This window comes from Pseudomonas sp. GW821-FHT10C09, assembly GCF_059415465.1.
The window spans coordinates 233761-260627 of record NZ_JBWKNG010000006.1; the positions used below are offsets into that span (position 1 = coordinate 233761).

Consider the following 26867-nt stretch of genomic DNA (forward strand, 5'->3'; position numbering starts at 1 on the left):
GCTGTCCGAGGACCATCAGGCGGGAGGCGACATGGCGGCGATTCATATTGGTATTTCAGGCTGGCGTTATGCGCCGTGGCGGGGGGATTTCTACCCGAAGGGGTTGACCCAAAAGCGCGAATTGCAATTCGCCTCGCGGGCGGTCAACAGCATTGAAATCAATGGCTCGTTTTACGCCTTGCAACGGCCGGAACGTTACGCCGAGTGGTACGCCGACACCCCGCCGGGTTTCGTCTTCAGCGTCAAAGGCCCGCGCTTCATTACCCACATCAAGCGCCTGCGGGATATCCATCACCCCCTGGCGAACTTCTTCGCCTCCGGGGTGCTGGAGCTCAAGGAAAAGCTCGGCCCGATCCTCTGGCAATTCCCGCCCAACTTCAAATTCGATGCCGATGTGTTCGAAAGCTTCCTCGAACAACTACCCCACGACACCCAACAAGCGGCCGCCCTCGCCCGCCAGCATGATTCGCACGTCAATGGCCACGCCAGCCTCAAGGCTCACAAGAAACACCCCGTGCGTCATGCCGTGGAAATCAGGAACGAAAGCTTCGTCGACCCCGCGTTTATCCAATTGCTCAAACGCTACAACGCCGCGCTGGTGATTGCCGATACGGCGGGCAAATGGCCGTACCGCGAAGACCTCACCAGCGATTTCGTCTACCTGCGCCTGCACGGTGCCGAAGAGCTCTACGCCAGCGGCTATACCCCGCAGGCGCTGAAACGCTGGGGCGACCGGATCGACGCCTGGGTGCATGGCCAGCAACCGTCGGACGCGCACTTGATCGCACCTCGGCAGAAACCCAAGGCGCGCAAATCCCGCGAGGTGTTCTGCTATTTCGATAACGACATCAAGGTCCGCGCACCCTTCGATGCGCGGCACTTGCTTGAACGTTTCCATCTCGACAACCAACTCGCCACCGCTCCCGGTGAGCCCGCAGCCGAAGGCGTGCTGCCATGAATATTCCCGAGCCGCTCGACGCAGCGGATGAGCCGTCCCCGACTCTCACCGCCGTGCGCCGCTTCACCGTGCTGACGGTCAATACGCACAAAGGTTTTACCGCGCTGAACCGGCGATTCATCCTGCCGGAATTGCGTGAAGCAGTGCGCAGCGTGTCCGCCGACGTAGTGTTTTTGCAGGAAGTCCACGGCGCTCATGAACAGCATCCCATGCGCTACAGCAACTGGCCGGCGATGCCGCAATACGAATTCCTGGCCGACACTTTGTGGCCGCAGTTCGCTTATGGGCGCAACGCGGTCTACCCGGCCGGCGATCACGGCAATGCGCTGTTGTCGAAATTCCAGATCATTCGCCATGACAACCTGGACGTGTCGATCAGCGGCCACGAAAACCGTGGCCTCCTGCATTGCGTGCTGCGCTTGCCCGGTGATGGCCAGGAAATCCATGCCATCTGCGTGCACCTGGGACTGCGCGAAACCCATCGCACGGAACAACTCAAGTTGTTGACCCGGCGTTTGGCAGAGCTGCCGGACGATGCGCCGGTAATCGTGGCCGGGGACTTCAATGACTGGCGCCAGCGCGCCGATGTGCTGCTCAAGCCGTGCGGCCTGCGCGAAGTGTTCGCCGAGCATCACGGCAAACCGGCGCGCAGTTTTCCGGCGCGAATGCCGGCACTTCGACTGGACCGCATCTACGTGCGCAACCTCAAGGCCCACCGTCCGCAGGTGCTGGCCGCCCGCCCCTGGTCACACCTTTCCGACCATGCACCGCTGTCGGTGGAGATCGAGCTATGAGCATCCCGTCGATGCAAGAAACCCGCGTGGAACACGTGTCCGTCCCGCCGACCACCGGTAAACCCGGCGTGGTCGATGTCGATTACGGCTGGCAAGGCAACAACCGGGTGGAGTTGCTGGAAAACGGTGAAGCGTATTTCCCGAGAGTGTTCGAGGCCATGCGTCAGGCCACCACGGAAATCCTCCTGGAAACCTTCATCGTGTTCGAGGACAAGGTCGGCAACGAGCTGCAGCAAGTGCTGATCGATGCGGCCCGGCGCGGTGTGCGCGTCACCGCCAGTCTCGATGGTTTTGGCTGCGGCGAATTGAGCACCGGGTACCTCGCCGCGTTGAGCGAGGCCGGCGTTCACATCCAGATATTCGATCCAGCGCCAAAGCACCTGGGCATTCGCACCAACTGGTTCCGTCGGCTGCACCGCAAGATCGTGGTGGTCGACGGCACGATTGCCTTCATCGGCGGGATCAACTTTTCCGCCGACCATTTGGGCGACTTCGGCCCCGAGGCCAAACAGGATTATTCGGTTGAGGTGCAAGGCCCGGCAGTGGCCGACATTCATCACTTCGCGCTGCTGCAATGCGGTCGCCCGGCCCGGGCCAAATACTGGTGGCAGCGACGTCGGCAGCGGCGCTCGGAGCTGGCGGTCAACGATCATGATGGCCAGGTTCGGCTGGTGTACCGCGACAATGGCGACCATCGCACCGACATCGAAGAGGTTTACCGATTGGCGCTGCGCACGGCCCAACGCCGCGTGGTGATCGCCAACGCCTACTTCTTTCCCGGCTTTCGCTTGTTGCGCGAGATCCGCAACGCGGCGCGCCGTGGCGTCGATGTGCGGCTGATTCTTCAAGGGCAGCCGGACATGCTGGTGGCCAAGCTCGCGGCGCGCATGACCTACGACTATCTGCTCAAGTCAGGCGTGCAGATTCACGAGTATTGCGAGCGGCCGCTGCACGGCAAAGTCGCGCTGGTCGATGAGGACTGGAGCACCGTCGGTTCGAGCAACCTCGACCCGCTGAGCCTGTCGATGAACCTGGAGGCCAACGTGCTGATCCGCGACCGTGCGTTCAACCGCACGCTGTTCGAGCGCCTTGAACACCTGAGCGACAACCACTGCAAAGCGATGTCCGTCGACACGGCCCCACGCGGACGCATCTGGCACATGACGGTCGGCTTTCTGGTGTTTCACTTCCTGCGGCATTTCCCGGCATGGGCGGGTTGGCTGCCGGCCCACAAGCCGCGCCTGAAGCCCTTCAGCCACGCGACCGGGAGCGATCACCATGTCCCGCGCTGAAGCTCATTCGCCGACACACGCCGAGCACCCGGCGAAAACCCGGTGGAGTCGTTGGAAGCGTCCCTTGACGATGCTGTTTTTCCTGGCGCTGATCGTTTTGCTGACGATGCTTGCCCAGCGTCTCGAATGGAATGAAGTCTTCGACACCCTGGCGGATTTCAAAGTGCGCACGCTGGTTATCGCCTCCGGGCTGACGCTGGTCAGTTTTCTGGTGTACGCGTGTTTTGATCTGATCGGCCGCACCTACATTCGCCAGGACCTGACGTGGAAACAGATCCTGCCGGTGGGGATCATCAGCTATGCCTTCAACCTTAATCTGAGCGCATGGGTGGGCGGCATCGCCATGCGCTACCGCCTGTATTCACGGCTGGGCGTGAGCAAGGGCAACATCGCGAAAATCCTCGGTTTGAGCCTCGCGACCAACTGGTTCGGCTACATGGTGATTGCCGGCGCGGTGTTCAGCAGCGGCCTGGTGCGCATGCCGCCCGGCTGGAAACTCAGCAGCGATGCATTGCAAGGCGTCGGCGTGGTGCTGCTGCTGGTGAGCGCGGGTTACCTGGCCGCTTGCCGGTTTTCCAAACGTCGGGAGTGGGCGATTCGCGGGGTGGAAATCAACCTGCCATCGCTGCGCATGGCGGTGCTGCAACTGGCACTGGGGGCGCTGAACTGGTCGTTGATGGCGGCGGTAATTTTTACCTTGTTGCCGAGCAAACTGGATTATCCACTGGTACTGGGGGTGTTGCTGATCAGCGCCATCGCCGGGGTCATTACGCATATTCCGGCGGGGCTTGGGGTGCTGGAGGCGGTGTTTGTGGCGCTGCTGCAACATGAGGTTTCGCGGGGGAGCCTGGTGGCGGGATTGCTGGCGTACCGGGCGATTTATTTCATCCTGCCGTTGCTGATTACGTTGGTGATGTATCTGGTGGTTGAGGCCAAGGCCAAGTCGTTGCGGATCTCGAAGAAACCTTCTTGAGGTATGTGGTGAGTCGAGCGCCGCCTTCGCGAGCAGGCTCGCTCCTACAGGGGAATGCATTACAAATGTGGGAGCGAGCCTGCTCGCGAATGACCTGAAGGACACTGCAAATCTCAGCTGGACTGAATAATGCTCAACCGCTCACCCACCACCATTTCGGTAATCCAGTCCACCAGGATCGAGGTGTACGCCTGCTGCGAAACCGGGTCGCTCAAGGCGTGATCGGCGCCGTCGATAATCCGGTGGGTCAGCGAATGGGTCTGCTGACAGGCCGCGCGGTAACTCATGATGGCGGCGTGGGGCACGTACTCGTCAGTCTCGGATTCAACCAGCAGCACATCACCGGTGAATTGCGAGCAAGCATGCAATGCCCGGTTGCTGTCGGCACGGATCAACGTGCTGCGGTAATCGCGCAGATCAGCCTTGTCCAGCTCACGCTTGGGCGTGTGCCACTGATCGTCGCGGTACAGCGCCGGCACCCGCAGCGCCAGCCAGCGCACCGGGCGTAATGACGTCAGGATCGCGGCCAGGTAACCGCCATAACTGGTGCCGACCACGGCGATGGCCGACGTGTCGAGCGCCGGGTGCGCGAGCAGCCGGTCGTACGCCGCCAGCAGGTCGCGCAAGTTGTCTTCACGGGTGACGCGTGTCAGCGGGATCCCGGTGCCACCGGTGTGCCCGCGCAAGTCGAATGTCAGGCACACGCAGCCTAGACCGGCGATGCCTTTGGCCCGCTCCAGGTCCCGCTCCTGACTGCCGCCCCAACCGTGCACAAACAGCACGCCGGGGACCTTGGATTTGGGGCTGAGAAAAGTCCCGCTCATCTGTTCATCGTCGATGTCGATCTGAATGGTTTCGCTTCTAGCCGTCATAGGATTTGACCGTTACGTACTTGAGAAGAAAGTCACTGTTTTCCGCAGGACCGCGGTACACCTCGATGGCGTCCGCCGGCAACGGTTGATCGATGTAGGTTTCGACGGATGACACGCGAATCGCGCGCATCCGCGGATCGTTGACGAAGCTCTGCAATGCAGCCACTTCCGCGCTGCTGGCACCGCCCATGCGCCACGATTGTTCCAGCACACCGCTGCGCTGCTTGCCGTTACTGTCCAGGCCCTGGACAATGTCGTAGTTGCGCCGGGATGCATAGAAACCGGGATAGGCCTCATCGGCGGCGCTGTCAAACACTTGGGCTTGCTGGATCGCCAATCGCACGTCATCCGGCAACGGCAGCTTGAGCAGGTCCTCGTAATAACCCGGCACCACCAGCAGGTTGGAACCGCCATAGACCAACTCACCCTGCCCGTCTTCGATCAAGTATTGATCACCGCAGTAACTCAGCACGGTGTCGCCGATAAAACTCTGGCCGACACTGTGGGTTATCACGTTGCTCAGGTCCTGCTCCAACACTACGCCTTCGGTGAACAGCTTGTTGGCATCGGGTCTGGCGAGGACGGCGTCAAACTGGTCGAGACTTTCAATCACTTCCTGTCCCCGCCCAGCGCAGGCATGTACCGGCTTGAGACGGATCGGGCCGTTGTAGAGCAAGTGTTCGGCGGCGGGCCGCGCATCGTCGAGGGAGAACACGCTGAGGCCATCCAGCACCACGTTGCGCACGCGCTCGGAAAACAGCGGTGACCAGCCTGGCGGGGCGTACGCATTTTTGTTGAGCAAGCCATGGCTGATGGCCTTGGTGCAGATGAAATCGTGGTCGACATAACCGCCCCACAAATCCTCCGGCCCTTTGACGCCCATTTGCCGGGCGGCAGCGGCGCCTATCAGGGTCTGGGTCGGCAGCAGGTAGAGATCACGGCCGTCATGCAGTTGCTGATCAAAACTGCCGCCATATTTAAGGCCCAGAATCTGCGCCAGCCAACGGGCCAGGGCACGATTGGTTTCGACTTCATGCTGTGGCGCATCGGGGTGCACGGAATGGGCGACCACCAGTTTTTTGCGGCTTGTTGGGGTCATGCGTCCCCCTTCAATTGGCGCTTGATGAGTGTTGAGGGAACGGTGCAGAGATCAGGCCAAGCGGCGGGTGCCGCAAACAACTTTCAAATCAGATAGTTGCCGAAAAGGTAATGGCATCAGGCCTGTTTTATTCTGCACGACAGTCGATTCCTCTCCTGCAATTTGCACGATTCAAACTCAGCACCGATCCCACAAGGGGATTTGAGGTGATGCGGCTAGCGTGGCACGGCAGCCGTCGGCGACACACCGAACCGCGTTCGGTAATCACTCGGCGCCAGCCCGGTAATTTTCTTGAACGTCGCCCGAAACGCACTCGGGTCCTGGTACCCCACGGTCCACGCAATGTGATCGATGGTGCCATTGGTGAACTCAAGCATTTCCCGAGCCTTGCCGACCCGCAGGTGCTGGCAGTATTCAGTCGGTTTAAGCCCGGTCGCCGCGCGGAACCGACGCAGGAACGTGCGCTCCTCCAGCCCTGCCCGCTCGGCCATGGTGGTCAGCGACACATCAGTCGCGCCGGTACTCTGCAGCCAATGCTGGACCTTGAGAATCGACGCGTCGCCATGGCTGAGAATCGGCGCAAAGTTGCTGCCGCACTCACTGGCGCTGTCACTGTGTTCCACCACCAGAAAACGTGCGGTGCCAGTCGCAATGCTTGGCCCGAGCAAACGGTCCACCAGGCGCAGTCCCAACTCTGACCAGGCCATCAGCCCGGCCGTGGTGATCAGGTCGCCGTCGTCGACAATCGGCGTATCAGCCTTGAGCTTGATCGCCGGGTAACGCTCGGCGAAAGTTTTGGCCGAGGTCCAGTGTGCGGTGGCGCTGCGGCCATCGAGCAGGCCGCTTTCAGCCAGGAGAATCGAGCCCACGCAGACGCCACCGAGGGTCGCGCCGTTCGCGTGCTGCTGACGAACCCATTGGAGCAACGCCTGAGGCACCTGACCGGGGTAAAAACTGGCGATCGACGGCGGGATCAACACCGCCACCAAGGCCGAGTCCGGCGCCGGATGACTGTCGTAGACCCGAACCGGGGCCTGATCGCCTTCAACCTGCCAATGGCTGATCCGCAGCAGCGGCAACCGCGCCGACTGATGCTCCGCGGCGATCCGGTTAGCCACGTCGAACAGGTCCGTCAGACCATGCACCGCCGCCATCTGCGCGCCGGGATAAATCAGCACGCCCAGTTCGGCGATTGCCCTTTCTGCGTCCATTGTCAGTTTTCCCCCTTCTATTGTCGGTGCGGCCAATCCTCGGACGGCCCGCCAAGCCCAATACTTCATTCCACACCCAACAAGCACTTCGAGGAAACAGTCATGGCCAAGCAAGCACTCATCGTAGTTGATATCCAAAACGACTACTTCCCACAAGGCAAGTGGCCGCTGGTCGGCGCTGACGCCGCGGCAGATAACGCCGTTCGTTTGCTCAAGGCTTTTCGTGAGGCCGGTGATTCGGTGGTGCACATCCGCCACGAATTCACCTCCGAAGAGGCACCGTTCTTTACCCCCGGTTCAGAAGGCGCAAAGCTGCACCCCAAAGTGCTCAACCTCGCCAATGAGCCCGTGGTCCTCAAGCACTTCGTCAACTCGTTCCGCGAAACCGATTTGAAATCGATCCTCGATGAACAAGGGATCAAGGAATTGGTGGTAGTCGGCAGCATGAGCCACATGTGCGTCGATGGCATCACCCGTGCGGCGGCGGATTTTGGCTACAGCGTCACGGTGATTCATGACGCCTGTGCCAGCCGTGACCTGGAATTCAACGGCGTTACCGTGCCGGCCGCCCATGTTCATGCGGCGTTCATGTCGGCCTTGGGTTTTGCCTACGCCAACGTGGTGTCCACCGATGAGTTCCTGCGTGATTAAACGCGGTAAATGTGAATAGCCCAACCTTCATTAACGGTCGGGAAATACTTTGAAATACCACAGGGCCCGCCATGCAGCGGGCCTTTTGGCGTATGGCAGAAAAAACTCACGCGTGAGTCATTGATGACGATGAGGATTGGGCGTAGGGTTTCTCACGCGTGAGATTTTCACAACGGAGTCACTGCCATGCAAAGCCGCACGAAACCGTCCGCGAAAAAACCATCGAGCTTCTACATGAAGCAGATGCGCGCGGGCCTGGCAGCCGCCGGTTATGTGAAACACGAATCTTGGGTGCTTCCCGAAAACCGAAGCTTGCTCAAGCAGATGGAGCAACAGCTACGCCAACCGATTCTGGCTGGCTCATTCATGTCGGAGAATTACATGAGCGCAGGCAACAACTGGAACATCGATAGCCTCTACAACGCCCTGAAGGCCCTCGACGAAGTGGTTTCGAACGACATAACCCTTTCCCTTGTTCAAGGCTCCGAGTCCAGCATCAAGCTGGAAATGAACGATTTCGGTGGCTTGCCGATTTACATCGCGGTGGTGGGCGATCAGATCATCGTTGACACCGTTCTGGTCGACGTCGAGTCCATCCGCGACGTGCCAGCCTTCAACGATGCCGTGCTGCGCAGCCGGGAAATGTTCCCGCTGTCCTCGATCGGTATCGAGTCCATGCCCAACGGCCAGGTCGTTTACAACATGTTCGGCGCGCTGAGTTCTGACTCCAGCCTGACCAACGTGGTGACCGAGGTGAAAACCCTGGTCGACAACGTCCAGCGTGCCAGCGAAGCCTTCGAACGCTTCTTCAAGTAATTATCAGGAAAGGAAGATCCAATGACTCAGTCCATCTGGAGCAAATTGTTCACCGCACTGCGCGGCGGCGCCACTGAAGTGGGCGAATCCATCGTCGACCAGCAGGCCCTGCGCATCCTTGATCAGGAAATTCGCGATGCAGACAGCGCGCTGGCCAACGCCAAGCGTGAGCTGATCACCATCATGGCCAAGCACAAGCTGTCGGCCGACCGCGTCAGCGAGTACAACGCCAAAATCAAGGACCTGGAATCCAAGGCCATGGCCGCGATCCAGGCCAACCGCGAAGACCTGGCGATGGAAGTGGCCGAAGCGATTTCGACCCTGACCAACGAACTGGATGTCGAGCAAAAGCAGGCCACTGAATTCGGTGGTTACGCGGAAAACATGCGCAAAGACATCACCAAGGCCGAAAACCGCATCAAGAGCCTGCGCCAGCAAGTGGACATGGCCAAGGCGCGTGAAAGCGTACAGAAAGCCCAGGTCAGCGCCTCCATCGCCAGCGGCGGCGCCAACGGCAAACTGGAAACTGCCGTCGGCACCCTGAACCGTTTGCAGGCCAAGCAGCAGCAACGCGCCGCTGAACTGCAAGCGCAGGACGAACTGGCCGACGCATCGACCGGTACCGATCTGGAACGCAAACTGCGCGAAGCCGGCATCACGCCGAACGAAGGCAGCGCCAATGCGATCCTGGAACGCCTGAAGCAGAAATCGGCCGAGTAATCGTCCCAGGCGCCAGACGCAAAACCTGTGGGAGCGAGCCTGCTCGCGAAAGCAATCTGTCAGTCGACATTTTTGCCGACTGACACACCGTCTTCGCGAGCAGGCTCGCTCCCACGTCAGGGATTGCGTTTCAGTTTTGTCGAATAGAGGTCACGGATGGATGCCCTGAAGGGTTTCAAGCTAATCGCCGGCCTGGCCATCTTCATGGTCGCGCTGCAAGTGATCAACGCGGCGACCGGCTACAGCCTTATGGCCTTCGGCCTGATCCCGCGAACCGTGCATGGACTGCTCGGCATCGTCACTTCACCTTTTTTACACGCGTCCTTCTCGCACCTGAGCGCCAACCTCGTGGCCTTTTTGGTCCTGGGCACGCTGGTGATGGTGGAAGGGCTCAATCGTTTCATGGCGGTCAGCGCCATCATTATTCTGCTGGGCGGCTCGCTGGTCTGGCTGTTCGGCTTTGCGGGGGTACACATTGGCGCCAGCGGCTGGGTGTTCGGGCTGTGGGCGTACATTCTGGCGCGCGCCTGGTTCCAGAAAAGCTGGAGCAATGTGCTCACCGCGGGCGTCGTGGCGCTGTTGTATGGCGGCCTGATCTTTGGCTTCCTGCCTCGCCGGGGCGTTTCCTTCGAAGGGCATCTGTTCGGGGCCTTCGCCGGATTTATCGCAGCCAAAGTACTGTTATCTGCACCGCGCAGCAGGTTTAATGCTGCCCGGTAAGCGCACTTGAGCACTCGGATGCCAACGCGACTTTATCGCCAGGAACGAGTACCCCCACGGAGCCAGGGACCCCATGTCGATTTTTTTGTTATTGCGCATGTACGCCTCGTCCCTCTTCCACCGTTTTGGCTGGGCGGGCCTGCTGATTGCGTTGGGCGTACACCTGAGCACAGCCTGGCTGGGCCTGGTGTTTCTGGGCGAGCACCACCTCACCGCCCCCGCCACGTTCACCTACTTCTATCTCACCACCACGCTGACCGTGGGCTATGGCGATCTCGCGCCACAGACATCGGCCGGGCGAATTTTCGTGGCGACCTGGGTCATGCTCGGCGGCATTGCGCTGTTGACGGCGGCCATCGGCAAAACCACCAGCAGTGTTATCGATGCTTGGAGAAAAGGCATGAAGGGTAAAGGCGATTTCACCGGCAAGGTCGGCCATACCGTGCTCATCGGCTGGGAAGGCGCGTCCAGCGAACGGGTCATAGAATTGTTGCTGACGGACGAAACGTCGAACGACAACCTGATCGTCATTTGCGATTGCACCCTTGAAGAAAATCCCATGCCGGGCAAAGCAGAGTTCATCAAAGGTGAAAGCCTGTCTTCCGCGGCATTGTTGTTGCGTGCCGGTGTTCCCGGCGCCGAGCGCGTGCTGGTACGCACCCCGTCAGACGATTTGACCCTGGCCACCGTGCTGGCGGTCAATCAACTGAACCCGGTCGGGCATGTCGTCGCACATTTCAATGACAGTGAAATCGCCGCGCTCGCCAGCGCCTACGCGCCCAGCCTGGAATGCACTTCCAGCATGGCCATCGAGATGTTGGTGCGCGCCTCTCAGGACCCCGGCTCGTCAGTGGTCATCAATGAATTGCTGTGCGTGGGTGAAGGCGCCACTCAATACCTGATGAAACTGCCCGACACCTATGAGGCGACGTTTGGTGATCTGTACGCGCAAATGAAACAGCGCCACAACGCCACCCTCATCGGCTATCGCGCCAAAGGCGCGCAGCAACCTTCAATCAATCCGCCCTGCGCCACGCGCGTTCAGGGCGGCGAACTCTTTTACATTGCCTCCACTCGCCTGAAGGAGATTTCCAATGGGATGGTTTAAACAGTTGATGGGGCTTGAGGCTCCGAACACGGACACCAACACCCCGTCAAAATGGACCGCCAACGAAACCCCGCCACCCGCCACAGGCCCGCTGGGCCTGGCCTTGGGCAAAGAGGTAATGTTCGACACGACTCTGAAGTTGTTGCTCGACGGCAATACCACAGTGACGATCCCGGGCACCCAGCAAATCTGGAGCAACGGCACCGTCGATCTCGGGCAGTCGACCTGGCTGTCGCGCTATTACATGAACGACGAAGAGTACTGGCTGCAAGTGCACACCACCGGCGAAATCGCCGGCCAGGTCGAGTCGGTGATCCTGTTCAATTACCTCAGCTACATCACCATCAGCAGCGAAGCGGAACTGCGTCGGCTGGCCGGCCCGCAAAGCCTGATCGGGTTGCCGACCTACATCCATAACGGTGTCGAATACACCCGCGAATGGGGCACCGAAAATGGCCAGACAGAATTGGTGGCATTAAGCGAACAGCTGAAAAACCCGGAGCAGTCCTACAGCATCGAGCACCGTTCGATGCTGTACGCCCGCGAAACCGGCCTGACCGATCGCCGGGAATTCCTGCTGTTTTCCGTCGAAGAAGACGCTGAAGGCACCATCAGCTTGAGCACGTCGCTGGGCGTCTCGCTGTACACCACCGACCTGAATACTTTTTAACAAGGAAGCCGTCCATGCTAGAAGCACTCTCCATCTCCCTGAACCCGGCAGCCGTGCTCGGGTTTTTGTCGTACATCCTCGGCGCCGCCGTGCTGTTCGCGCTGTTCCAGTTCATCTACACCCGCATCACACCGCACAAAGAATTCGAACTGATCCGTTCGGGCAACGTGGCGGCTGCGATTGCACTGGGTGGCGCGATCATTGGCTTCGCCATTCCAGCGAGCAATGTGATCGCCTATTCGATCAGCCTGCTCGACTTCGTCGTCTGGGCAGTCATTGCCGCGTTTGTGCAACTGCTGGCGTTCCTGATGACCAGCCTGGTGCTCAAAGGCACCTCCGAGCGCATCAAGAAAGGTGAAATCGCAGCGGGCATCTATGTCGCGGCAGTGGCCATCAGCGTCGGCATGTTGAACGCCGCGTGCATGACCCCTTCCCAGAACTGATTGCTCAGCGGAGATCCTGATGAAACGAAGCAAGTACGTTCAGCTCTCGCTGGCCGCATCGGTCGCCATGGCGATATCCGGTTGCGGGCCAACGGAAAAAACCTACGCGGTGCAGAAGAAGTACAACTTCCAGTCCGTTCAGCAATGCGCCGATGAAAAACTCCCGGTGGACGTCTGCTCAGACGCCTACATGACCGCCATGGCCGAACATCGCCGCATTGCGCCGGTGTACGACAACCAGGCCGATTGTGACGCTGACTTCGTCGCCGACTGGTGCCAGCAGGATTCGACCGGCAAGTTCATCCCCCGGCTCGGCGGCTTCGAGCTGAGCGCCGATGGCGAGGTGACGCAGTCCCAGGTCGACGCCGCCAAGGCGCAATTGCCGGCGTCGGAAGCCAACACCGGCGGTTCGGGCTTCTCCACCAGCAGCCTGCTGACCGGACTGTTGATCGGCAACATGCTGAGCAACAACCGCAACAGCTATTACTCGCAGCCGGTGTACCGCTACCGCGACGATCGCGGTAACTACGGCAATTCAACGCTCAGCCAGCGCGTCGCCAACGGTTCGACGTTTGGCCGCTCCAACCAGGCGCGATCCGGCAGCAGCTACAGCTCCACCATCAGCAAGTCGGCGAGCAAGCCGGTTTCTTCCGTTGCCTCGTCGACGTCGCGTGGCGGCTTCGGCAGCAAGGCCAGTGCACGCAGCGGCTGGGGCGGCGGGTCGAGCAGTTAAGGAAACCGGGCCATGAAGAAGATCCATTGTGCAGAGCGTCATGACTGGAAACAGACCGCCGAAGGTCTCGGCTTTCTGTTTCACACCATCGACGACGAACCCTACTGGGACGAGAGCGCGTATTACCAGTTCACGCTCAAACAGATCGAAAACGATCTGGAAGACCCGACCACCGAGATCCATGAGATGTGCATGGACATGGTCGCCCGGGTGGTGCAGAACGAAGAATTGCTCGAGCGCCTGAGCATTCCCCCGGCGTTCTACGACATGATTCGCACGTCATGGCTCGAAGGCCACCCGCACTTGTATGGGCGCATGGATTTCTCCTACAACGGCACCGGGCCGGCCAAGTTGCTGGAACTCAACTACGACACGCCGACCAGCCTGTATGAGGCCGCAGCGTTTCAATGGGGCTGGCTGGAGCAATGCATCGAACGTGGTCTGTTGCCCAAGCAGGCTGACCAGTTCAACAGCATCGACACCAAACTGCATCAGGCTTTCGCCCAGTTGCAGTTGAAGCAGCCATTTTATTTCGCCTCGATGAAACACTCGGTCGAAGACAAGGGCACCACTGATTACCTGCGACTGGTCGCGGAAAAGGTCGGCATCGAATCACGACACATCGACATCGAAGACATCGGCCTGACCAGCGACGGACGCTTCGTCGACCTTGAAGATCGCTGGATTCCTCACCTGTTCAAGCTGCACGCTTGGGAATTCATCTTCCACGAGCCCTTCGGCGCCGCGATTGCCCAGTGTGATACGCAATTTTTTGAGCCCGCGTGGAAATCCATCATCTCCAACAAAGGCATCCTGCCGCTACTGTGGGAATTCAACAAAGGTCACCCGAACCTGCTCGCGGCGCATCCGGACACGGACCCGAACAAAGCGGTGCCAAAGGGCTGGGTGCGCAAACCGTTCTTCTCCCGCGAAGGCGCCAACATCGAGCTGCAAACCGCCGACGGTCTGATCGTGAAAGAGGACGGCCCCTACACCGACGCGCCGTTTATCCTTCAGGAATTCGCGCCGCTGCCCAAGTTTGGCGACAGCTATACGCTGATCGGCTCTTGGGTGATTGGCGATCAGGCAGCCGGGATTGGTGTGCGCGAAGACAACAGCTTGATCACCAAGGATTCGAGCCGCTTTTTGCCACACCTGATCCTCGACTGAGCCTCAAATCGCTCATAAAACGTCCGATACCGTGTATCGGGCGTCGAGTTGAAACAGGCGTAAACCAGGCTCAGGATCCGACAACGACAAGACATACGCCTGAAAAGCCGGATAATGGCGGCCAATTCGTCTAGCCCGTTATTCTGGTAATCCCCCATGGAAATCAAGGTCAACTTTCTCGACAACCTTCGGCTTGAAGCAAAGTTCGATGACTTCACCGTGGTCGCCGATCAACCTATCCGCTACAAGGGCGATGGCTCGGCACCGGGTCCGTTCGACTACTTCCTGGCTTCGTCGGCGTTGTGTGCGGCCTATTTCGTGAAGCTGTACTGCGACACTCGCAGTATTCCCACCGAAAACATCCGCCTGTCGCAGAACAACATTGTTGACCCGGAAAACCGCTACAACCAGATTTTCAAGATCCAGGTCGAGTTGCCGGCGGACATCTCCGACAAGGACCGCCAGGGCATCCTGCGTTCCATCGACCGTTGCACGGTGAAAAAAGTGGTGCAGGCCGGGCCTGAGTTTGTGATCGAAGAAGTCGACAACCTCGATGCCGATGCCCAAGCGTTGTTGATGCCTGCCTCCAATTCCGAGGCGCATACCTATATCGCGGGCAAGGATCTGCCGCTGGAGCAAACCATCGCCAACATGTCGGCCATTCTGGCGGACCTGGGCATGAAGATTGAAATCGCTTCGTGGCGCAATATCGTGCCCAACGTGTGGTCGCTGCACATCCGCGATGCGCACTCGCCGATGTGTTTCACCAATGGCAAAGGCGCCACCAAGGAAGGCGCGTTGGCGTCGGCCCTGGGCGAGTTTATCGAGCGTCTGAACTGCAACTTCTTCTACAACGACCAGTTCTGGGGTGAAGACATCGCCAACGCGCCGTTCGTGCATTACCCGGACGAGCGCTGGTTCAAGCCTGGCCGCAAGGACGCACTGCCCACAGAAATTCTCGACGAATACTGCCTGAAGATTTACAACCGCGACGGCGAACTGCGCGGTTCCCATCTGATCGACACCAACTCGGGCAATGAAGAGCGCGGCATCTGTTCGCTGCCTTACGTGCGCCAGTCGGATGGCGAGGTGGTGTATTTCCCGTCCAACCTGATCGAAAACCTGTTCCTGAGCAACGGCATGAGCGCCGGCAACACGCTGGCCGAAGCCCAGGTGCAGTGCCTGTCGGAGATCTTTGAGCGAGCGGTCAAACGCGAAATCATCGAAGGCGAATTTGCCTTGCCGGATGTGCCGGCCGACGTGCTGGCGAAGTACCCTGGGATTCTCGCCGGTATTCAGGCACTGGAAGAGCAAGGCTTCCCGGTGCTGGTGAAAGATGCATCCCTGGGTGGTGAATTCCCGGTGATGTGCGTCACGCTGATGAACCCGCGCACCGGCGGCGTGTTTGCCTCATTCGGCGCGCACCCGAGCCTGGAAGTGGCGCTGGAACGCAGCCTCACCGAATTGTTGCAGGGCCGCAGTTTCGAAGGCCTCAACGACCTGCCGCAGCCGACGTTTGAAGGGCATGCGGTGACCGAGCCGAATAACTTCGTCGAGCATTTCATCGACTCCAGCGGCGTGGTGTCGTGGCGCTTCTTCAGCTCCAAGTCGGATTACGAATTCGTCGAGTGGGACTTCTCCGGCCAAGGTGAAAACTCGAATGCCGAGGAAGCCGCGACCCTGTTCGGCATCCTCAAAGGCATGGGCAAAGAAGTGTACATGGCGGTCTACGAGCATATCGGCGCAACGGCATGCCGCATCCTCGTACCGGACTATTCGGAAATCTATCCAGCGGACGATCTGATCTGGGATAACACCAACAAAGCACTGTTCTTCCGCGCCGATATCCTCAACCTGCATCGTCTGGACGAAGAAGAACTGCGATCACTGGTTGAGCGTTTGGTGGAAAGTGAGCTGGACGACTACACCGACATCACCTCCTTGATCGGTATCGAGTTCGACGACAATACGGCGTGGGGTCAGCTGACGATCCTCGAGTTGAAACTGCTGATCTATCTCGCCTTGCAGCAATACGAAGAGGCAAAAGAGGCGGTAGAAATGTTCCTGCAGTACAACGACAACACGGTTGAACGCGGTTTGTTCTACCAGGCGGTCAATGTGGTGCTGGAAATGAAGCTGGACGAAGACCTGGAACTGGAAGACTACGAGGCCAATTTTCGCCGGATGTTTGGCAACGAACGCACCGACGCGGCCATCGGATCGGTGGACGGCAGCGTGCGTTTCCATGGCTTGACGCCGACCAGCATGAAACTGGAGGGGCTCGACAGGCACCTGCGGTTGATCGACAGCTACAAGAAACTGCACTCGGCACGGGCCAACGTCACCACGTTATCCCGTTAATAGCGCCCACAAAAAAGCGAAGCCAGATGGCTTCGCTTTTTTTATTACTGACTGGATCGCCGCTTTTTAGAACGGGATATCGTCGTCAAAGCTGTCGAAATCCGGAGCTGGCTGAGGCGCGGCCTGCTGCTGTGGAGCCGGACGCGACTGTTGCGGTGCCGACGACTGCTGCGGACGTGGTGCCTGCTGGCGTGGAGCCGGAGCGGACTGCTGGTAATTGTTGCCCCCACCTTGTTGGTCGCCCTGTTGTGGACGGCCGCCCAGCAGTTGCATGGTGCCTTGCATGTCGACCACGATTTCAGTGGTGTAACGCTTGATACCGTCTTTTTCCCACTCGCGGGTCTGCAGCTTGCCTTCGATGTACACCTGCGAACCTTTACGCAGGTATTCGCCGGCGATTTCCGCAACCTTGCCGAACATCGACACACGGTGCCATTCAGTCTTCTCGACCTTCTGACCGGTTTGCTTGTCGGTCCATTGTTCGCTGGTCGCCAGACTCAGGTTGGTCACGGCGTTACCGTTAGGCAAGTAGCGAACTTCGGGATCCTGGCCGCAAGTGCCGACCAATATGACTTTGTTAACCCCACGGGCCATAACGTTCTCCTAGGCTACGCACGCTGCCTCGGGCGGGTTGTTCACCAGGCGCTCGAGGGTGGTGCGATCCAATAGTTCTGTGTCCAATTTGATGTAAATCGCCGCTTCGTCTGCGACGATCACTGCATCTGTTACCCCTACGACGGCCTTCAGGCGCTCAACCAGACCCGCTTCGCGGATCGCCTCGGGCGACAGCGGCAAGCGCAGACTCGTCACGTAGGGAGGTTCGCGCATGGTAACAGCAAAGGCCAGCCAAAGTGCAGCCAGGCCAGCGCATCCCAGGAACACAACCGACAGACCGCCATGCTGGTACATCCAGCCGCCGAGAATACCGCCGAGTGCCGAACCGAGGAACTGGCTGGTGGAATAAACCCCCATCGCCGTGCCCTTGCCGCCTGCTGGTGAAACCTTGCTGATCAGCGAAGGCAACGAAGCTTCCAGCAGATTGAACGCGGTGAAAAACACCACCGTCCCGATCACCAGAGCCCGCAAGCTATCGCCGAACTGCCAGAAGAATAGCTCAGTGAGCATCAGCGTCAGCACGGCGCCCAATAAAACTCGTTTCATTTTGCGTTTCTTCTCGCCGTAGATAATGAACGGGATCATGGCGAAGAAGGAGATCAGCAGCGCGGTGAGGTAGACCCACCAGTGCTGTTCTTTAGGCAGGCCGGCTTTTTCGACCAGCGCCAGGGGCAAGGCAACGAAGCTCGACATCAACATCGCGTGCAACACAAAAATGCCGAGATCCAGACGCAGCAGGTCCGGGTGCTTGAGTGTCGGGATCAGCGCCTGGCGCGCGACACCGGACTCGCGGTGCTGCAACGGCCCGGTGGATCTTGGCACCATGAACATCACGATCACGATACCGAACAGTGCCATGCCGCCGGTGGCGAGGAACAATCCGGACAGGCCGAAGGCACGGGTCAGCAATGGTCCCACGACCATGGCGACCGCGAACGACAGACCAATCGTCATGCCGATCATGGCCATGGCCTTGGTCCGATGCTGCTCGCGGGTCAGGTCTGACAGCAAGGCCATGACGGCGGCGGAAATCGCCCCGGCGCCCTGCAGGATTCGTCCGGCGATAACGCCCCAGATCGAATCGGCATTGGCCGCCAGCACGCTGCCGAGGGCGAAGACGATCAGCCCCAGGTAAATCACCGGACGACGACCGATGCGGTCGGAAATGAAACCGAAGGGAATCTGGAAGATTGCCTGGGTCAGGCCGTAAGCGCCAATCGCCAGCCCGATGAGGGCCGGTGTCGCGCCTGCCAGATCCATCCCATAGGTCGCCAGAACCGGCAACACCATGAACATGCCAAGCATACGGAAGGCGAACACCAGGGCCAGACCGCTTGCTGCGCGGGTCTCACTGCCACTCATGCGTTCGCTGTGGGGATCGTGCATGGAAAAACCTCATGTGAACCGGCCGCGATTCTACCAGTCCCATCGATTGACAGGGTATATCGCGACGCTTTGACGCGCTCCGCTGACAGACTCTTCATGTAAGACATCAACCCGCTCGTTTGATAGTGTGCATCCATCCAGTATTTGGCCGTATACTCCTACGTTTTCGACGCCCGCCAAGCGAGGCCACTTTGGACAAGATCCTGATTCGTGGGGCCCGGACCCACAACCTGAAGAACATCGACCTGACCCTGCCACGGGACAAGCTGATCGTCATCACCGGCCTGTCCGGGTCGGGCAAATCGTCCCTGGCATTCGACACGCTGTACGCCGAAGGCCAGCGTCGCTACGTCGAGTCGCTGTCGGCCTATGCCCGGCAGTTTCTGTCGATGATGGAAAAGCCTGACGTCGATACCATCGAAGGTTTGTCGCCAGCCATTTCCATCGAACAGAAGTCGACCTCGCACAACCCGCGTTCGACGGTCGGCACCATCACCGAAATCTACGATTACCTGCGCCTGCTGTATGCACGCGTGGGTATTCCGCGCTGCCCGGATCACGATATTCCATTGGAAGCGCAGACCGTCAGTCAGATGGTCGACCTGGTCCTCGCCCAACCGGAAGGCAGCAAACTGATGCTGCTGGCGCCGGTCATCCGCGAGCGCAAGGGCGAGCATCTGTCGGTGTTCGAAGAATTGCGCGCGCAAGGCTTTGTGCGAGCCCGGGTCAATGGCCGGCTCTGCGAGCTGGACGAATTGCCGAAGCTGGATAAACAGAAGAAGCACTCGATCGATGTCGTGGTCGACCGCTTCAAGGTCCGCGCCGATCTGCAACAGCGCCTGGCAGAATCGTTCGAGACCGCGCTGAAGCTGGCGGACGGCATTGCACTGGTTGCGCCGATGGATGACGAGCCGGGTGAAGAGATGATCTTCTCCGCCCGCTTCGCCTGTCCGATCTGCGGTCATGCCATCAGCGAGCTGGAACCCAAGCTGTTCTCCTTCAACAACCCGGCCGGCGCCTGCCCGACTTGCGATGGCCTGGGCGTGAAACAGTTTTTCGACATCAAGCGCCTGGTCAACGGCGAGCTGACACTGGCCGAGGGCGCGATTCGCGGCTGGGACAGGCGCAACGTCTATTACTTCCAGATGCTCGGGTCGTTGGCGTCCCACTACAAATTCAGCCTGGAAGTGCCGTTCAACGAACTGCCGGCCGATCAGCAGAAGTTCATCCTGCACGGCAGCGGCTCGCAGAACGTCGATTTCAAATACCTGAACGACCGTGGCGACATCGTCAAACGCTCGCACCCGTTCGAAGGCATCGTGCCGAACCTTGAACGCCGCTACCGCGAAACCGAATCCGCTTCGGTGCGTGAAGAGCTGGCCAAGTTCCTCAGCACCCAGCCTTGCCCGGATTGCCGTGGCACCCGCCTGCGTCGTGAGGCGCGGCATGTCTGGGTGGGCGAGAAAACCCTGCCAGCGGTGACGAATCTGCCGATTGGCGACGCGTGCGAGTACTTCGGCGTGCTGAAGCTGACAGGCCGTCGTGGCGAGATCGCCGACAAGATTCTCAAGGAAATCCGCGAACGCCTGCAGTTCCTGGTCAACGTGGGCCTCGACTACCTGTCGCTGGATCGCAGTGCCGACACTTTGTCCGGCGGTGAAGCCCAGCGGATTCGTCTGGCGAGCCAGATTGGCGCCGGTCTTGTGGGCGTTCTGTACATCCTCGACGAACCGTCGATTGGTCTGCACCAACGGGACAATGATCGACTGCTGGGCACGCTCAAGCACCTGCGCGACATCGGCAACACGGTGATTGTGGTCGAGCACGACGAAGACGCGATTCGCCTGGCTGACTACGTGGTGGATATCGGCCCGGGCGCCGGCGTACACGGTGGGCATATCGTCGCCGAAGGCACACCGGCCGAGGTCATGGCTCACCCTGACTCGTTGACTGGCAAGTACTTGTCGGGCCGGGTGAAGATCGCCGTTCCGGCCAAGCGCACACCGCGTAACAAGAAGCTGTCGCTGTCCCTCAAGGGCGCTCGCGGCAACAACTTGCGCAACGTCGACCTGGACATTCCGATCGGCCTGCTGACCTGCGTGACCGGCGTGTCCGGATCCGGCAAGTCGACGCTGATCAACAACACGCTGTTCCCCTTGAGCGCTACGGCTCTCAACGGCGCGACGACGCTTGAGGCAGCCGCGCACGACAGCATCAAGGGCCTGGAGCATCTGGACAAGGTCGTCGACATCGACCAAAGCCCTATCGGCCGAACGCCGCGCTCCAACCCTGCCACTTACACCGGGCTGTTCACACCGATTCGCGAGTTGTTCGCCGGCGTGCCGGAATCTCGCTCACGGGGTTATGGTCCGGGTCGTTTCTCCTTCAACGTGAAGGGCGGACGCTGCGAAGCCTGCCAGGGCGACGGGTTGATCAAGGTGGAAATGCACTTCCTGCCAGACATCTACGTTCCGTGCGACGTCTGCAAGAGCAAGCGCTACAACCGTGAAACCCTTGAGATCAAGTACAAGGGCAAGAGCATCCATGAAACCCTCGAGATGACCATCGAGGAAGCCCGGGTGTTCTTCGACGCGGTTCCAGCGCTGGCACGCAAGCTTCAGACGTTGATGGATGTGGGCTTGTCGTACATCAAGCTGGGGCAATCGGCGACCACGCTGTCCGGTGGTGAGGCGCAACGGGTGAAACTGTCCCGAGAACTGTCCAAGCGCGATACCGGCAAGACCCTGTACATCCTCGACGAGCCAACGACTGGTCTGCACTTCGCGGATATTCAGCAACTGCTTGATGTATTGCATCGCCTTCGCGACCACGGCAACACCGTGGTGGTGATCGAGCACAACCTGGACGTAATCAAGACTGCGGACTGGCTGGTGGACCTTGGACCAGAGGGCGGCTCCAAGGGCGGGCAGATTATTGCCGTCGGTACACCGGAAGAAGTGTCGGAGATGAAGCAGTCTCATACCGGCTTCTACCTCAAGCCACTGTTGGCACGCGACAAGGCCTGAATCACGGCCATGAAAAAGCCCCTGTCACTTTGTCGGTGACAGGGGCTTTTTTGTATTCGGTGGAATCAGGCGTGCGATTGCAGGTAATTTTCCAGACCGATCAACTTGATCAGGCCCATCTGCTTTTCAAGCCAGTAGGTATGGTCTTCTTCGGTGTCATGCAATTGAACCCGCAGCATCTCGCGGCTGACATAGTCCTTGTGCTGCTCGCAGAGCTTGATGCCCTTGCAGAGCGCGGCGCGGACTTTGTATTCCAGTCGCAGGTCAGCGGCGAGCATGTCCGGCACGGTGGTGCCGACATCAAGGTCGTCCGGACGCATGCGCGGCGTGCCTTCGAGCATCAGAATTCGGCGCATCAAGGCATCAGCATGCCCGGCTTCTTCTTCCATTTCGTGGTTGATACGTTCGTAGAGCTTGGTGAAACCCCAGTCCTCATACATCCGCGAATGGACGAAATATTGATCACGCGCCGCCAGTTCGCCGGTCAGCAACGTGTTGAGGTAATCGATTACGTCTGGGTGGCCTTGCATCGCCCTACATCTCCCTGCTTGAAAGTCTGTAGTTTGAACCACGAAGACTGATTGGTCACTCCGTTTGCGCGATAAAAGCGAAGATATTCTGAGAAAAGTGGTTTAAATAACGCAAAAACCGCCCAATCGAGGGCGGTTCTGCTTCTCATTTAGACTTCGTTAAGCTGTACGTTGAGCAGCTTTGCGATTGCTTCTCCATACGCCGGATCGGCTTTGTAGAAATGCTGCAATTGACGGTCAACCACATCACTGGAAACCCCGGCCATTGCGCCGGCAATGTTGTTGACCAACAGCGCTTTCTGCTCGTCGCTCATCAAGCGGAACAACGCACCGGCGTGGCTGTAGTAGTCGGTATCTTCGCGGTGATCGTAACGATCAGCTGCACCGCTCAAAGCCAAGGGCGGCTCTGCATAGCGAGGCGCTTGCTTCGGCGAATCCACGTAGCTGTTAGGCTCGTAGTTAGGTGCCGCACCGCCGTTGCTGCCAAATGCCATCGAACCATCGCGCTGGTAGCTGTTCACCGGGCTGCGAGGGGCATTCACCGGCAGTTGCTGGTGATTGGTGCCGATGCGGTAGCGGTGAGCATCCGCGTAAGCGAATACGCGACCTTGCAGCATGCGGTCAGGCGAGAGACCAACACCTGGCACCATGTTGCTCGGACCGAACGCCGCTTGCTCGACTTCAGCAAAGTAATTCAGCGGATTGCGGTTGAGCTCCAGTTCGCCGACTTCGATCAGTGGAAACTCTTTCTGCGACCAGGTTTTGGTCACATCGAACGGATTCTCGTAGTGCGCCGCCGCTTGAGCCTCGGTCATGATTTGTACGCACACGCGCCATTTCGGGAAGTCACCACGCTCGATCGCGCCGAACAGATCGCGCTGGGCGTAATCAGGATCAGTACCCGCCAGGCGCGCAGCTTCTGCCGGGGCGAGGTTTTTGATTCCTTGCTTTGTTTTGTAGTGCCATTTCACCCAGTGCCGCTCGCCATTGGCGTTGATCAGGCTGTAGGTGTGGCTGCCGAAGCCGTGCATGTGACGGTAGCCGTCAGGAATGCCGCGATCCGAGAACAAGATAGTGACCTGGTGCAGCGCCTCGGGCGAATGCGACCAGAAGTCCCACATCATCTGCGCACTTTTCAGATTGCTTTGCGGCAGGCGTTTTTGCGTGTGGATGAAGTCCGGGAATTTCAACGGATCGCGGATGAAGAACACGGGCGTGTTGTTGCCAACGATGTCCCAGTTACCTTCTTCGGTGTAGAACTTCAGGGCAAAACCCCGTGGATCGCGCTCTGTATCGGCCGAACCACGCTCACCGCCGACGGTGGAGAACCTCAGGAACGTCGGAGTTTGCTTGCCGACAGACTCGAACAGTTTGGCGCTGGTGTACTCGGTGATGTCACGCGTAACGGTGAACGTACCGTAAGCGCCCGAGCCCTTGGCGTGTACACGGCGTTCCGGGATGTTTTCGCGGTTGAAGTGGGCAAGCTTCTCGATCAGGTGAAAATCGTCGAGCAGCAGCGGGCCACGGGGGCCGGCGGAACGGGAATTCTGGTTATCGGCGACAGGAGCGCCACTGGCGGTGGTAAGCGTTTTACTTTGGCTCATGCGATCTCTTCCTTTGTCAGTCTATAACTGCCGGCTAATCGGCTGAGGAGGAGTATTGATCACCAACGTTACACCTACAAATTCATTAACCTTTCAGTAGCGATAGAAAATAACTAACGGTCGTGGCACTTTTCGAGCGCCCACAAAAAACCGGGCACTAGGCCCGGTTTTTCGTTTCAGACTGACGTCTTACTCGGCGGATACAGCTTCGCCGGCAGTAGCACGATCAACCAACTCGACGTACGCCATAGGCGCGTTGTCGCCAGTGCGGAAGCCGCACTTGAGGATGCGCAGGTAGCCACCCTCACGGGTAGCGTAACGCTTGCCCAGGTCGTTGAAGAGCTTACCAACGATAGCTTTCGAACGAGTACGGTCGAAAGCCAGACGGCGGTTAGCCAGGCTGTCTGTCTTGGCCAAAGTGATCAGCGGCTCAGCAACGCGACGCAGTTCTTTAGCTTTCGGCAGTGTAGTTTTGATCAGCTCGTGCTCGAACAGCGACACTGCCATGTTTTGAAACATGGCCTTGCGGTGCGAGCTAGTGCGGCTCAGGTGACGACCACTTTTACGATGACGCATGGTTCATTCCTTACCAAACACGACGTTCGGTGATTACGACGATCAGGCAGTCGCCTTGTCGTCCTTCTTAAGACTTGCAGGCGGCCAGTTGTCGAGGCGCATGCCGAGGGACAGACCGCGGGAGGCCAGAACGTCCTTGATTTCAGTCAAGGATTTCTTGCCAAGGTTCGGAGTCTTCAACAGCTCTACTTCGGTACGCTGAATCAGGTCACCGATGTAGTAGATGTTTTCCGCCTTAAGGCAGTTAGCCGAACGTACAGTCAGTTCCAGATCGTCAACCGGGCGAAGCAGGATCGGATCGATCTCGTCTTCCTGCTCGACAACCACTGGCTCACTGTCACCTTTGAGATCGACGAACGCAGCCAACTGCTGTTGCAGAATGGTTGCAGCGCGGCGGATAGCCTCTTCAGGATCCAGGGTACCGTTGGTTTCCAGATCAATAACCAGCTTGTCCAGGTTAGTACGCTGCTCGACACGGGCGTTTTCCACCACGTATGCGATACGGCGAACCGGGCTGAACGAAGAGTCAAGCTGCAAGCGACCGATGCTGCGGCTTTCGTCTTCATCGCTCTGACGCGAGTCTGCCGGTTCATAACCACGACCACGAGCTACGGTGAGCTTCATGTTCAGGGCGCCGTTAGACGCCAGGTTAGCGATTACGTGATCGGGGTTAACGATCTCGACATCATGATCCAGCTGAATATCGGCAGCGGTAACCACCCCCGAACCCTTCTTCGACAAGGTCAGCGTAACTTCGTCACGACCGTGCAGCTTGATAGCCAGACCTTTAAGGTTCAACAGGATTTCAATTACGTCTTCCTGTACGCCTTCGATGGCGCTGTACTCATGGAGTACACCGTCAATCTCGGCCTCGACTACTGCACAGCCGGGCATTGAGGACAACAGGATGCGGCGCAGCGCGTTGCCCAGGGTGTGGCCGAAACCACGCTCGAGAGGCTCGAGAGTGATCTTGGCGCGGGTTGGACTGACAACCTGCACATCAATGTGGCGGGGTGTCAGGAACTCATTTACCGAAATCTGCATGGATGCACCTATTTTCTAGCCCTTACTTGGAGTAGAGCTCGACAATCAGGCTTTCGTTGATGTCGGCGGACAGATCACTGCGAGCTGGAACGTTCTTGAAAACGCCCGACTTCTTCTCAGTGTCTACTTCTACCCATTCTACGCGGCCACGTTGGGCACACAGATCGAGAGCTTGGACAATGCGAAGTTGGTTCTTTGCTTTCTCGCGAATCGCGACCACGTCACCAGCACGAACCTGGTAAGACGGTACGTTTACGGTTTGACCGTTAACGCTGACGGATTTGTGCGATACCAGCTGACGGGATTCGGCACGAGTCGAACCAAAGCCCATACGGTATACAACGTTGTCCAGACGGCATTCGAGCAGTTGCAGCAGGTTTTCACCGGTTGCACCTTTCTTGCCAGCAGCTTCTTTGTAGTAGCCGCTGAATTGACGCTCGAGAACGCCGTAGATACGACGGACCTTCTGCTTTTCACGCAGTTGGGTGCCGTAATCGGACTGGCGACCGCGGCGTTGGCCGTGGATACCAGGTGCTGCTTCAATGTTGCACTTCGATTCGATCGCGCGCACGCCGCTCTTCAGAAAGAGATCGGTGCCTTCGCGACGAGCGAGTTTGCATTTTGGACCAATGTAACGAGCCATTCTTTACAATCTCCTGGATTACACGCGGCGCTTCTTCGGCGGACGGCACCCGTTGTGCGGGATTGGCGTCACGTCGGTGATGCTGGCGATCTTGTAGCCACAGCCGTTCAAAGCGCGGACTGCAGATTCACGACCTGGGCCTGGACCTTTGACGTTAACGTCGAGGTTTTTCAGACCGTATTCCAGCGCAGCTTGACCAGCACGTTCAGCAGCTACTTGAGCAGCAAACGGGGTGGACTTGCGGGAACCGCGGAAACCCGAACCACCGGAGGTAGCCCAGGAAAGAGCGTTGCCTTGACGGTCGGTGATGGTCACGATTGTGTTGTTAAAAGATGCATGGATGTGGGCGATGCCATCAACCACTGTCTTTTTAACTTTTTTACGAGGACGAGCAGCAGGTTTTGCCATGATAATTTTCCTGTCGATTCGCGGGGGCGATTACTTGCGGATCGGCTTACGCGGACCTTTACGGGTACGCGCGTTAGTCTTGGTACGCTGACCGCGCACTGGAAGACCACGACGATGACGCAGACCGCGATAGCAACCGAGGTCCATCAAACGCTTGATTTTCATGTTGATTTCGCGACGCAGGTCACCTTCAGTGGTGAACTTCGCCACTTCGCCACGCAGCTGTTCAATCTGCTCGTCGCTCAGATCTTTGATCTTTGCGGCTGGGTTTACCCCAGTCACTGCACAGATCTTCTGTGCAGTAGTGCGACCAACACCATAGATGTAGGTCAGCGAGATAACAGTATGCTTGTTATCTGGAATGTTAACGCCTGCAATACGGGCCATTCAGTGGGACTCCAATTGACAGCTACCTACGCCCCGGAAGCCAAGAAATAGGGCGCG

At 58.8% G+C, this 26867-nt stretch carries 27 protein-coding genes; 15 read left to right on the forward strand and 12 right to left on the reverse strand.

Translation table 11 applies throughout. The features are described 5' to 3' along the window. Positions 1–31: 31 nt before the first annotated feature. From AC07N8_RS08155 to AC07N8_RS08170, 4 genes are read left to right on the forward strand one after another with little or no spacing between them, the layout of a single operon-like run. The gene (locus AC07N8_RS08155; RefSeq protein ID WP_483843531.1) at positions 32–958 is read left to right on the forward strand and encodes a DUF72 domain-containing protein; all 927 of its coding nucleotides are present in this window, start codon (positions 32–34) and stop codon (positions 956–958) included. Further along, entirely contained in the window at positions 955–1752 is a 798-nt protein-coding gene (locus AC07N8_RS08160) for an endonuclease/exonuclease/phosphatase family protein (protein WP_483843530.1), read from the forward strand. The genes AC07N8_RS08155 and AC07N8_RS08160 overlap by 4 nt, the downstream gene beginning before the upstream one ends. After that, positions 1749–3044 carry a cardiolipin synthase ClsB gene (gene clsB, locus AC07N8_RS08165; protein ID WP_483843529.1) on the forward strand — a complete coding sequence of 432 codons (1296 nt, stop codon included), beginning with the start codon at positions 1749–1751 and terminating at the stop codon, positions 3042–3044. The genes AC07N8_RS08160 and clsB overlap by 4 nt, the downstream gene beginning before the upstream one ends. Beyond that, the gene (locus tag AC07N8_RS08170; RefSeq protein WP_493143007.1) at positions 3031–4017 is read left to right on the forward strand and encodes a lysylphosphatidylglycerol synthase domain-containing protein; all 987 of its coding nucleotides are present in this window, start codon (positions 3031–3033) and stop codon (positions 4015–4017) included. Before clsB ends, AC07N8_RS08170 begins: the two co-directional genes overlap by 14 nt. Before the next feature lie 113 nt (positions 4018–4130). Here AC07N8_RS08170 and AC07N8_RS08175 read toward each other — a convergent pair whose 3' ends face one another. The 3 genes from AC07N8_RS08175 to AC07N8_RS08185 form a co-directional block, all read right to left on the reverse strand. Further along, a complete protein-coding gene (locus tag AC07N8_RS08175) occupies positions 4131–4889 on the reverse strand; it encodes an alpha/beta hydrolase family protein (protein ID WP_483843527.1) in 759 nt (252 codons plus the stop codon). Further along, positions 4879–5988: a DUF3182 family protein gene (locus AC07N8_RS08180; protein WP_493143009.1), complete on the reverse strand. Its 1110-nt coding sequence runs from the start codon at positions 5986–5988 to the stop codon at positions 4879–4881. Before AC07N8_RS08180 ends, AC07N8_RS08175 begins: the two co-directional genes overlap by 11 nt. 215 nt (positions 5989–6203) lie before the next feature. Beyond that, a complete protein-coding gene (locus AC07N8_RS08185; RefSeq protein ID WP_493143011.1) occupies positions 6204–7199 on the reverse strand; it encodes a GlxA family transcriptional regulator in 996 nt (331 codons plus the stop codon). A gap of 102 nt (positions 7200–7301) precedes the next feature. On the opposite strand from AC07N8_RS08185, the gene AC07N8_RS08190 reads away from it, so the two are divergent. The 10 genes from AC07N8_RS08190 (at position 7302) to AC07N8_RS08235 (ending at position 16591) form a co-directional block, all read left to right on the forward strand. Beyond that, the gene (locus AC07N8_RS08190; RefSeq protein ID WP_493143013.1) at positions 7302–7850 is read left to right on the forward strand and encodes a cysteine hydrolase family protein; all 549 of its coding nucleotides are present in this window, start codon (positions 7302–7304) and stop codon (positions 7848–7850) included. 234 nt (positions 7851–8084) lie between these two features. After that, a complete protein-coding gene (locus tag AC07N8_RS08195; RefSeq protein ID WP_493143031.1) occupies positions 8085–8666 on the forward strand; it encodes a YjfI family protein in 582 nt (193 codons plus the stop codon). 21 nt (positions 8667–8687) lie between these two features. Then, positions 8688–9386 carry a PspA/IM30 family protein gene (locus tag AC07N8_RS08200; protein ID WP_483843523.1) on the forward strand — a complete coding sequence of 233 codons (699 nt, stop codon included), beginning with the start codon at positions 8688–8690 and terminating at the stop codon, positions 9384–9386. Between the two features lie 156 nt (positions 9387–9542). Further along, positions 9543–10106, forward strand: a complete 564-nt coding sequence (locus AC07N8_RS08205; protein WP_483843522.1) for a rhomboid family intramembrane serine protease — start codon at positions 9543–9545, stop codon at positions 10104–10106. A gap of 73 nt (positions 10107–10179) precedes the next feature. Continuing rightward, the gene (locus AC07N8_RS08210) at positions 10180–11214 is read left to right on the forward strand and encodes an ion channel (protein ID WP_493143015.1); all 1035 of its coding nucleotides are present in this window, start codon (positions 10180–10182) and stop codon (positions 11212–11214) included. Then, entirely contained in the window at positions 11201–11884 is a 684-nt protein-coding gene (locus AC07N8_RS08215) for a DUF2491 family protein (protein WP_493143017.1), read from the forward strand. The genes AC07N8_RS08210 and AC07N8_RS08215 overlap by 14 nt, the downstream gene beginning before the upstream one ends. A gap of 14 nt (positions 11885–11898) precedes the next feature. Beyond that, the gene (locus tag AC07N8_RS08220; protein WP_123433352.1) at positions 11899–12327 is read left to right on the forward strand and encodes a DUF350 domain-containing protein; all 429 of its coding nucleotides are present in this window, start codon (positions 11899–11901) and stop codon (positions 12325–12327) included. 19 nt (positions 12328–12346) lie between these two features. Next, positions 12347–13060 carry a DUF1190 domain-containing protein gene (locus AC07N8_RS08225; protein WP_483843518.1) on the forward strand — a complete coding sequence of 238 codons (714 nt, stop codon included), beginning with the start codon at positions 12347–12349 and terminating at the stop codon, positions 13058–13060. Positions 13061–13072: 12 nt separating this feature from the next. Next, the gene (locus tag AC07N8_RS08230; protein WP_493143019.1) at positions 13073–14230 is read left to right on the forward strand and encodes a glutathionylspermidine synthase family protein; all 1158 of its coding nucleotides are present in this window, start codon (positions 13073–13075) and stop codon (positions 14228–14230) included. A gap of 156 nt (positions 14231–14386) precedes the next feature. After that, positions 14387–16591 carry an OsmC domain/YcaO domain-containing protein gene (locus AC07N8_RS08235; protein WP_483843516.1) on the forward strand — a complete coding sequence of 735 codons (2205 nt, stop codon included), beginning with the start codon at positions 14387–14389 and terminating at the stop codon, positions 16589–16591. A 66-nt stretch (positions 16592–16657) separates the two neighbouring features. On the opposite strand, the gene AC07N8_RS08240 is transcribed toward AC07N8_RS08235, so the two are convergent. Together AC07N8_RS08240 and AC07N8_RS08245 are read right to left on the reverse strand one after the other, a co-directional pair. Beyond that, on the reverse strand, positions 16658–17185 hold the full coding sequence (locus AC07N8_RS08240; RefSeq protein WP_017341065.1) for a single-stranded DNA-binding protein: 528 nt from the start codon (positions 17183–17185) through the stop codon (positions 16658–16660). 9 nt (positions 17186–17194) lie between these two features. Next, complete coding sequence (locus AC07N8_RS08245; protein WP_483843515.1) at positions 17195–18592, reverse strand: MFS transporter; 1398 nt, start codon at positions 18590–18592, stop codon at positions 17195–17197. A 191-nt stretch (positions 18593–18783) separates the two neighbouring features. On the opposite strand from AC07N8_RS08245, the gene uvrA reads away from it, so the two are divergent. Next, positions 18784–21618: an excinuclease ABC subunit UvrA gene (uvrA, locus tag AC07N8_RS08250; RefSeq protein WP_123433348.1), complete on the forward strand. Its 2835-nt coding sequence runs from the start codon at positions 18784–18786 to the stop codon at positions 21616–21618. Between the two features lie 65 nt (positions 21619–21683). On the opposite strand, the gene bfr is transcribed toward uvrA, so the two are convergent. The 7 genes from bfr to rpsM form a co-directional block, all read right to left on the reverse strand. Beyond that, on the reverse strand, positions 21684–22148 hold the full coding sequence (bfr, locus tag AC07N8_RS08255) for a bacterioferritin (RefSeq protein ID WP_007943775.1): 465 nt from the start codon (positions 22146–22148) through the stop codon (positions 21684–21686). Positions 22149–22297: 149 nt separating this feature from the next. Continuing rightward, positions 22298–23752: a catalase gene (locus AC07N8_RS08260; RefSeq protein WP_493143023.1), complete on the reverse strand. Its 1455-nt coding sequence runs from the start codon at positions 23750–23752 to the stop codon at positions 22298–22300. A 189-nt stretch (positions 23753–23941) separates the two neighbouring features. After that, positions 23942–24328, reverse strand: coding sequence for a 50S ribosomal protein L17 (rplQ, locus tag AC07N8_RS08265; protein ID WP_007918448.1), 387 nt, complete (start codon positions 24326–24328; stop codon positions 23942–23944). 42 nt (positions 24329–24370) lie between these two features. After that, positions 24371–25372, reverse strand: a complete 1002-nt coding sequence (locus AC07N8_RS08270; RefSeq protein WP_003186012.1) for a DNA-directed RNA polymerase subunit alpha — start codon at positions 25370–25372, stop codon at positions 24371–24373. Between the two features lie 22 nt (positions 25373–25394). Further along, complete coding sequence (gene rpsD, locus AC07N8_RS08275) at positions 25395–26015, reverse strand: 30S ribosomal protein S4 (protein WP_003210056.1); 621 nt, start codon at positions 26013–26015, stop codon at positions 25395–25397. 18 nt (positions 26016–26033) lie between these two features. Beyond that, positions 26034–26423, reverse strand: a complete 390-nt coding sequence (gene rpsK, locus AC07N8_RS08280; protein ID WP_002555466.1) for a 30S ribosomal protein S11 — start codon at positions 26421–26423, stop codon at positions 26034–26036. Positions 26424–26453: 30 nt separating this feature from the next. Further along, positions 26454–26810, reverse strand: a complete 357-nt coding sequence (rpsM, locus tag AC07N8_RS08285; protein WP_003186020.1) for a 30S ribosomal protein S13 — start codon at positions 26808–26810, stop codon at positions 26454–26456. Positions 26811–26867 lie beyond the last annotated feature (57 nt).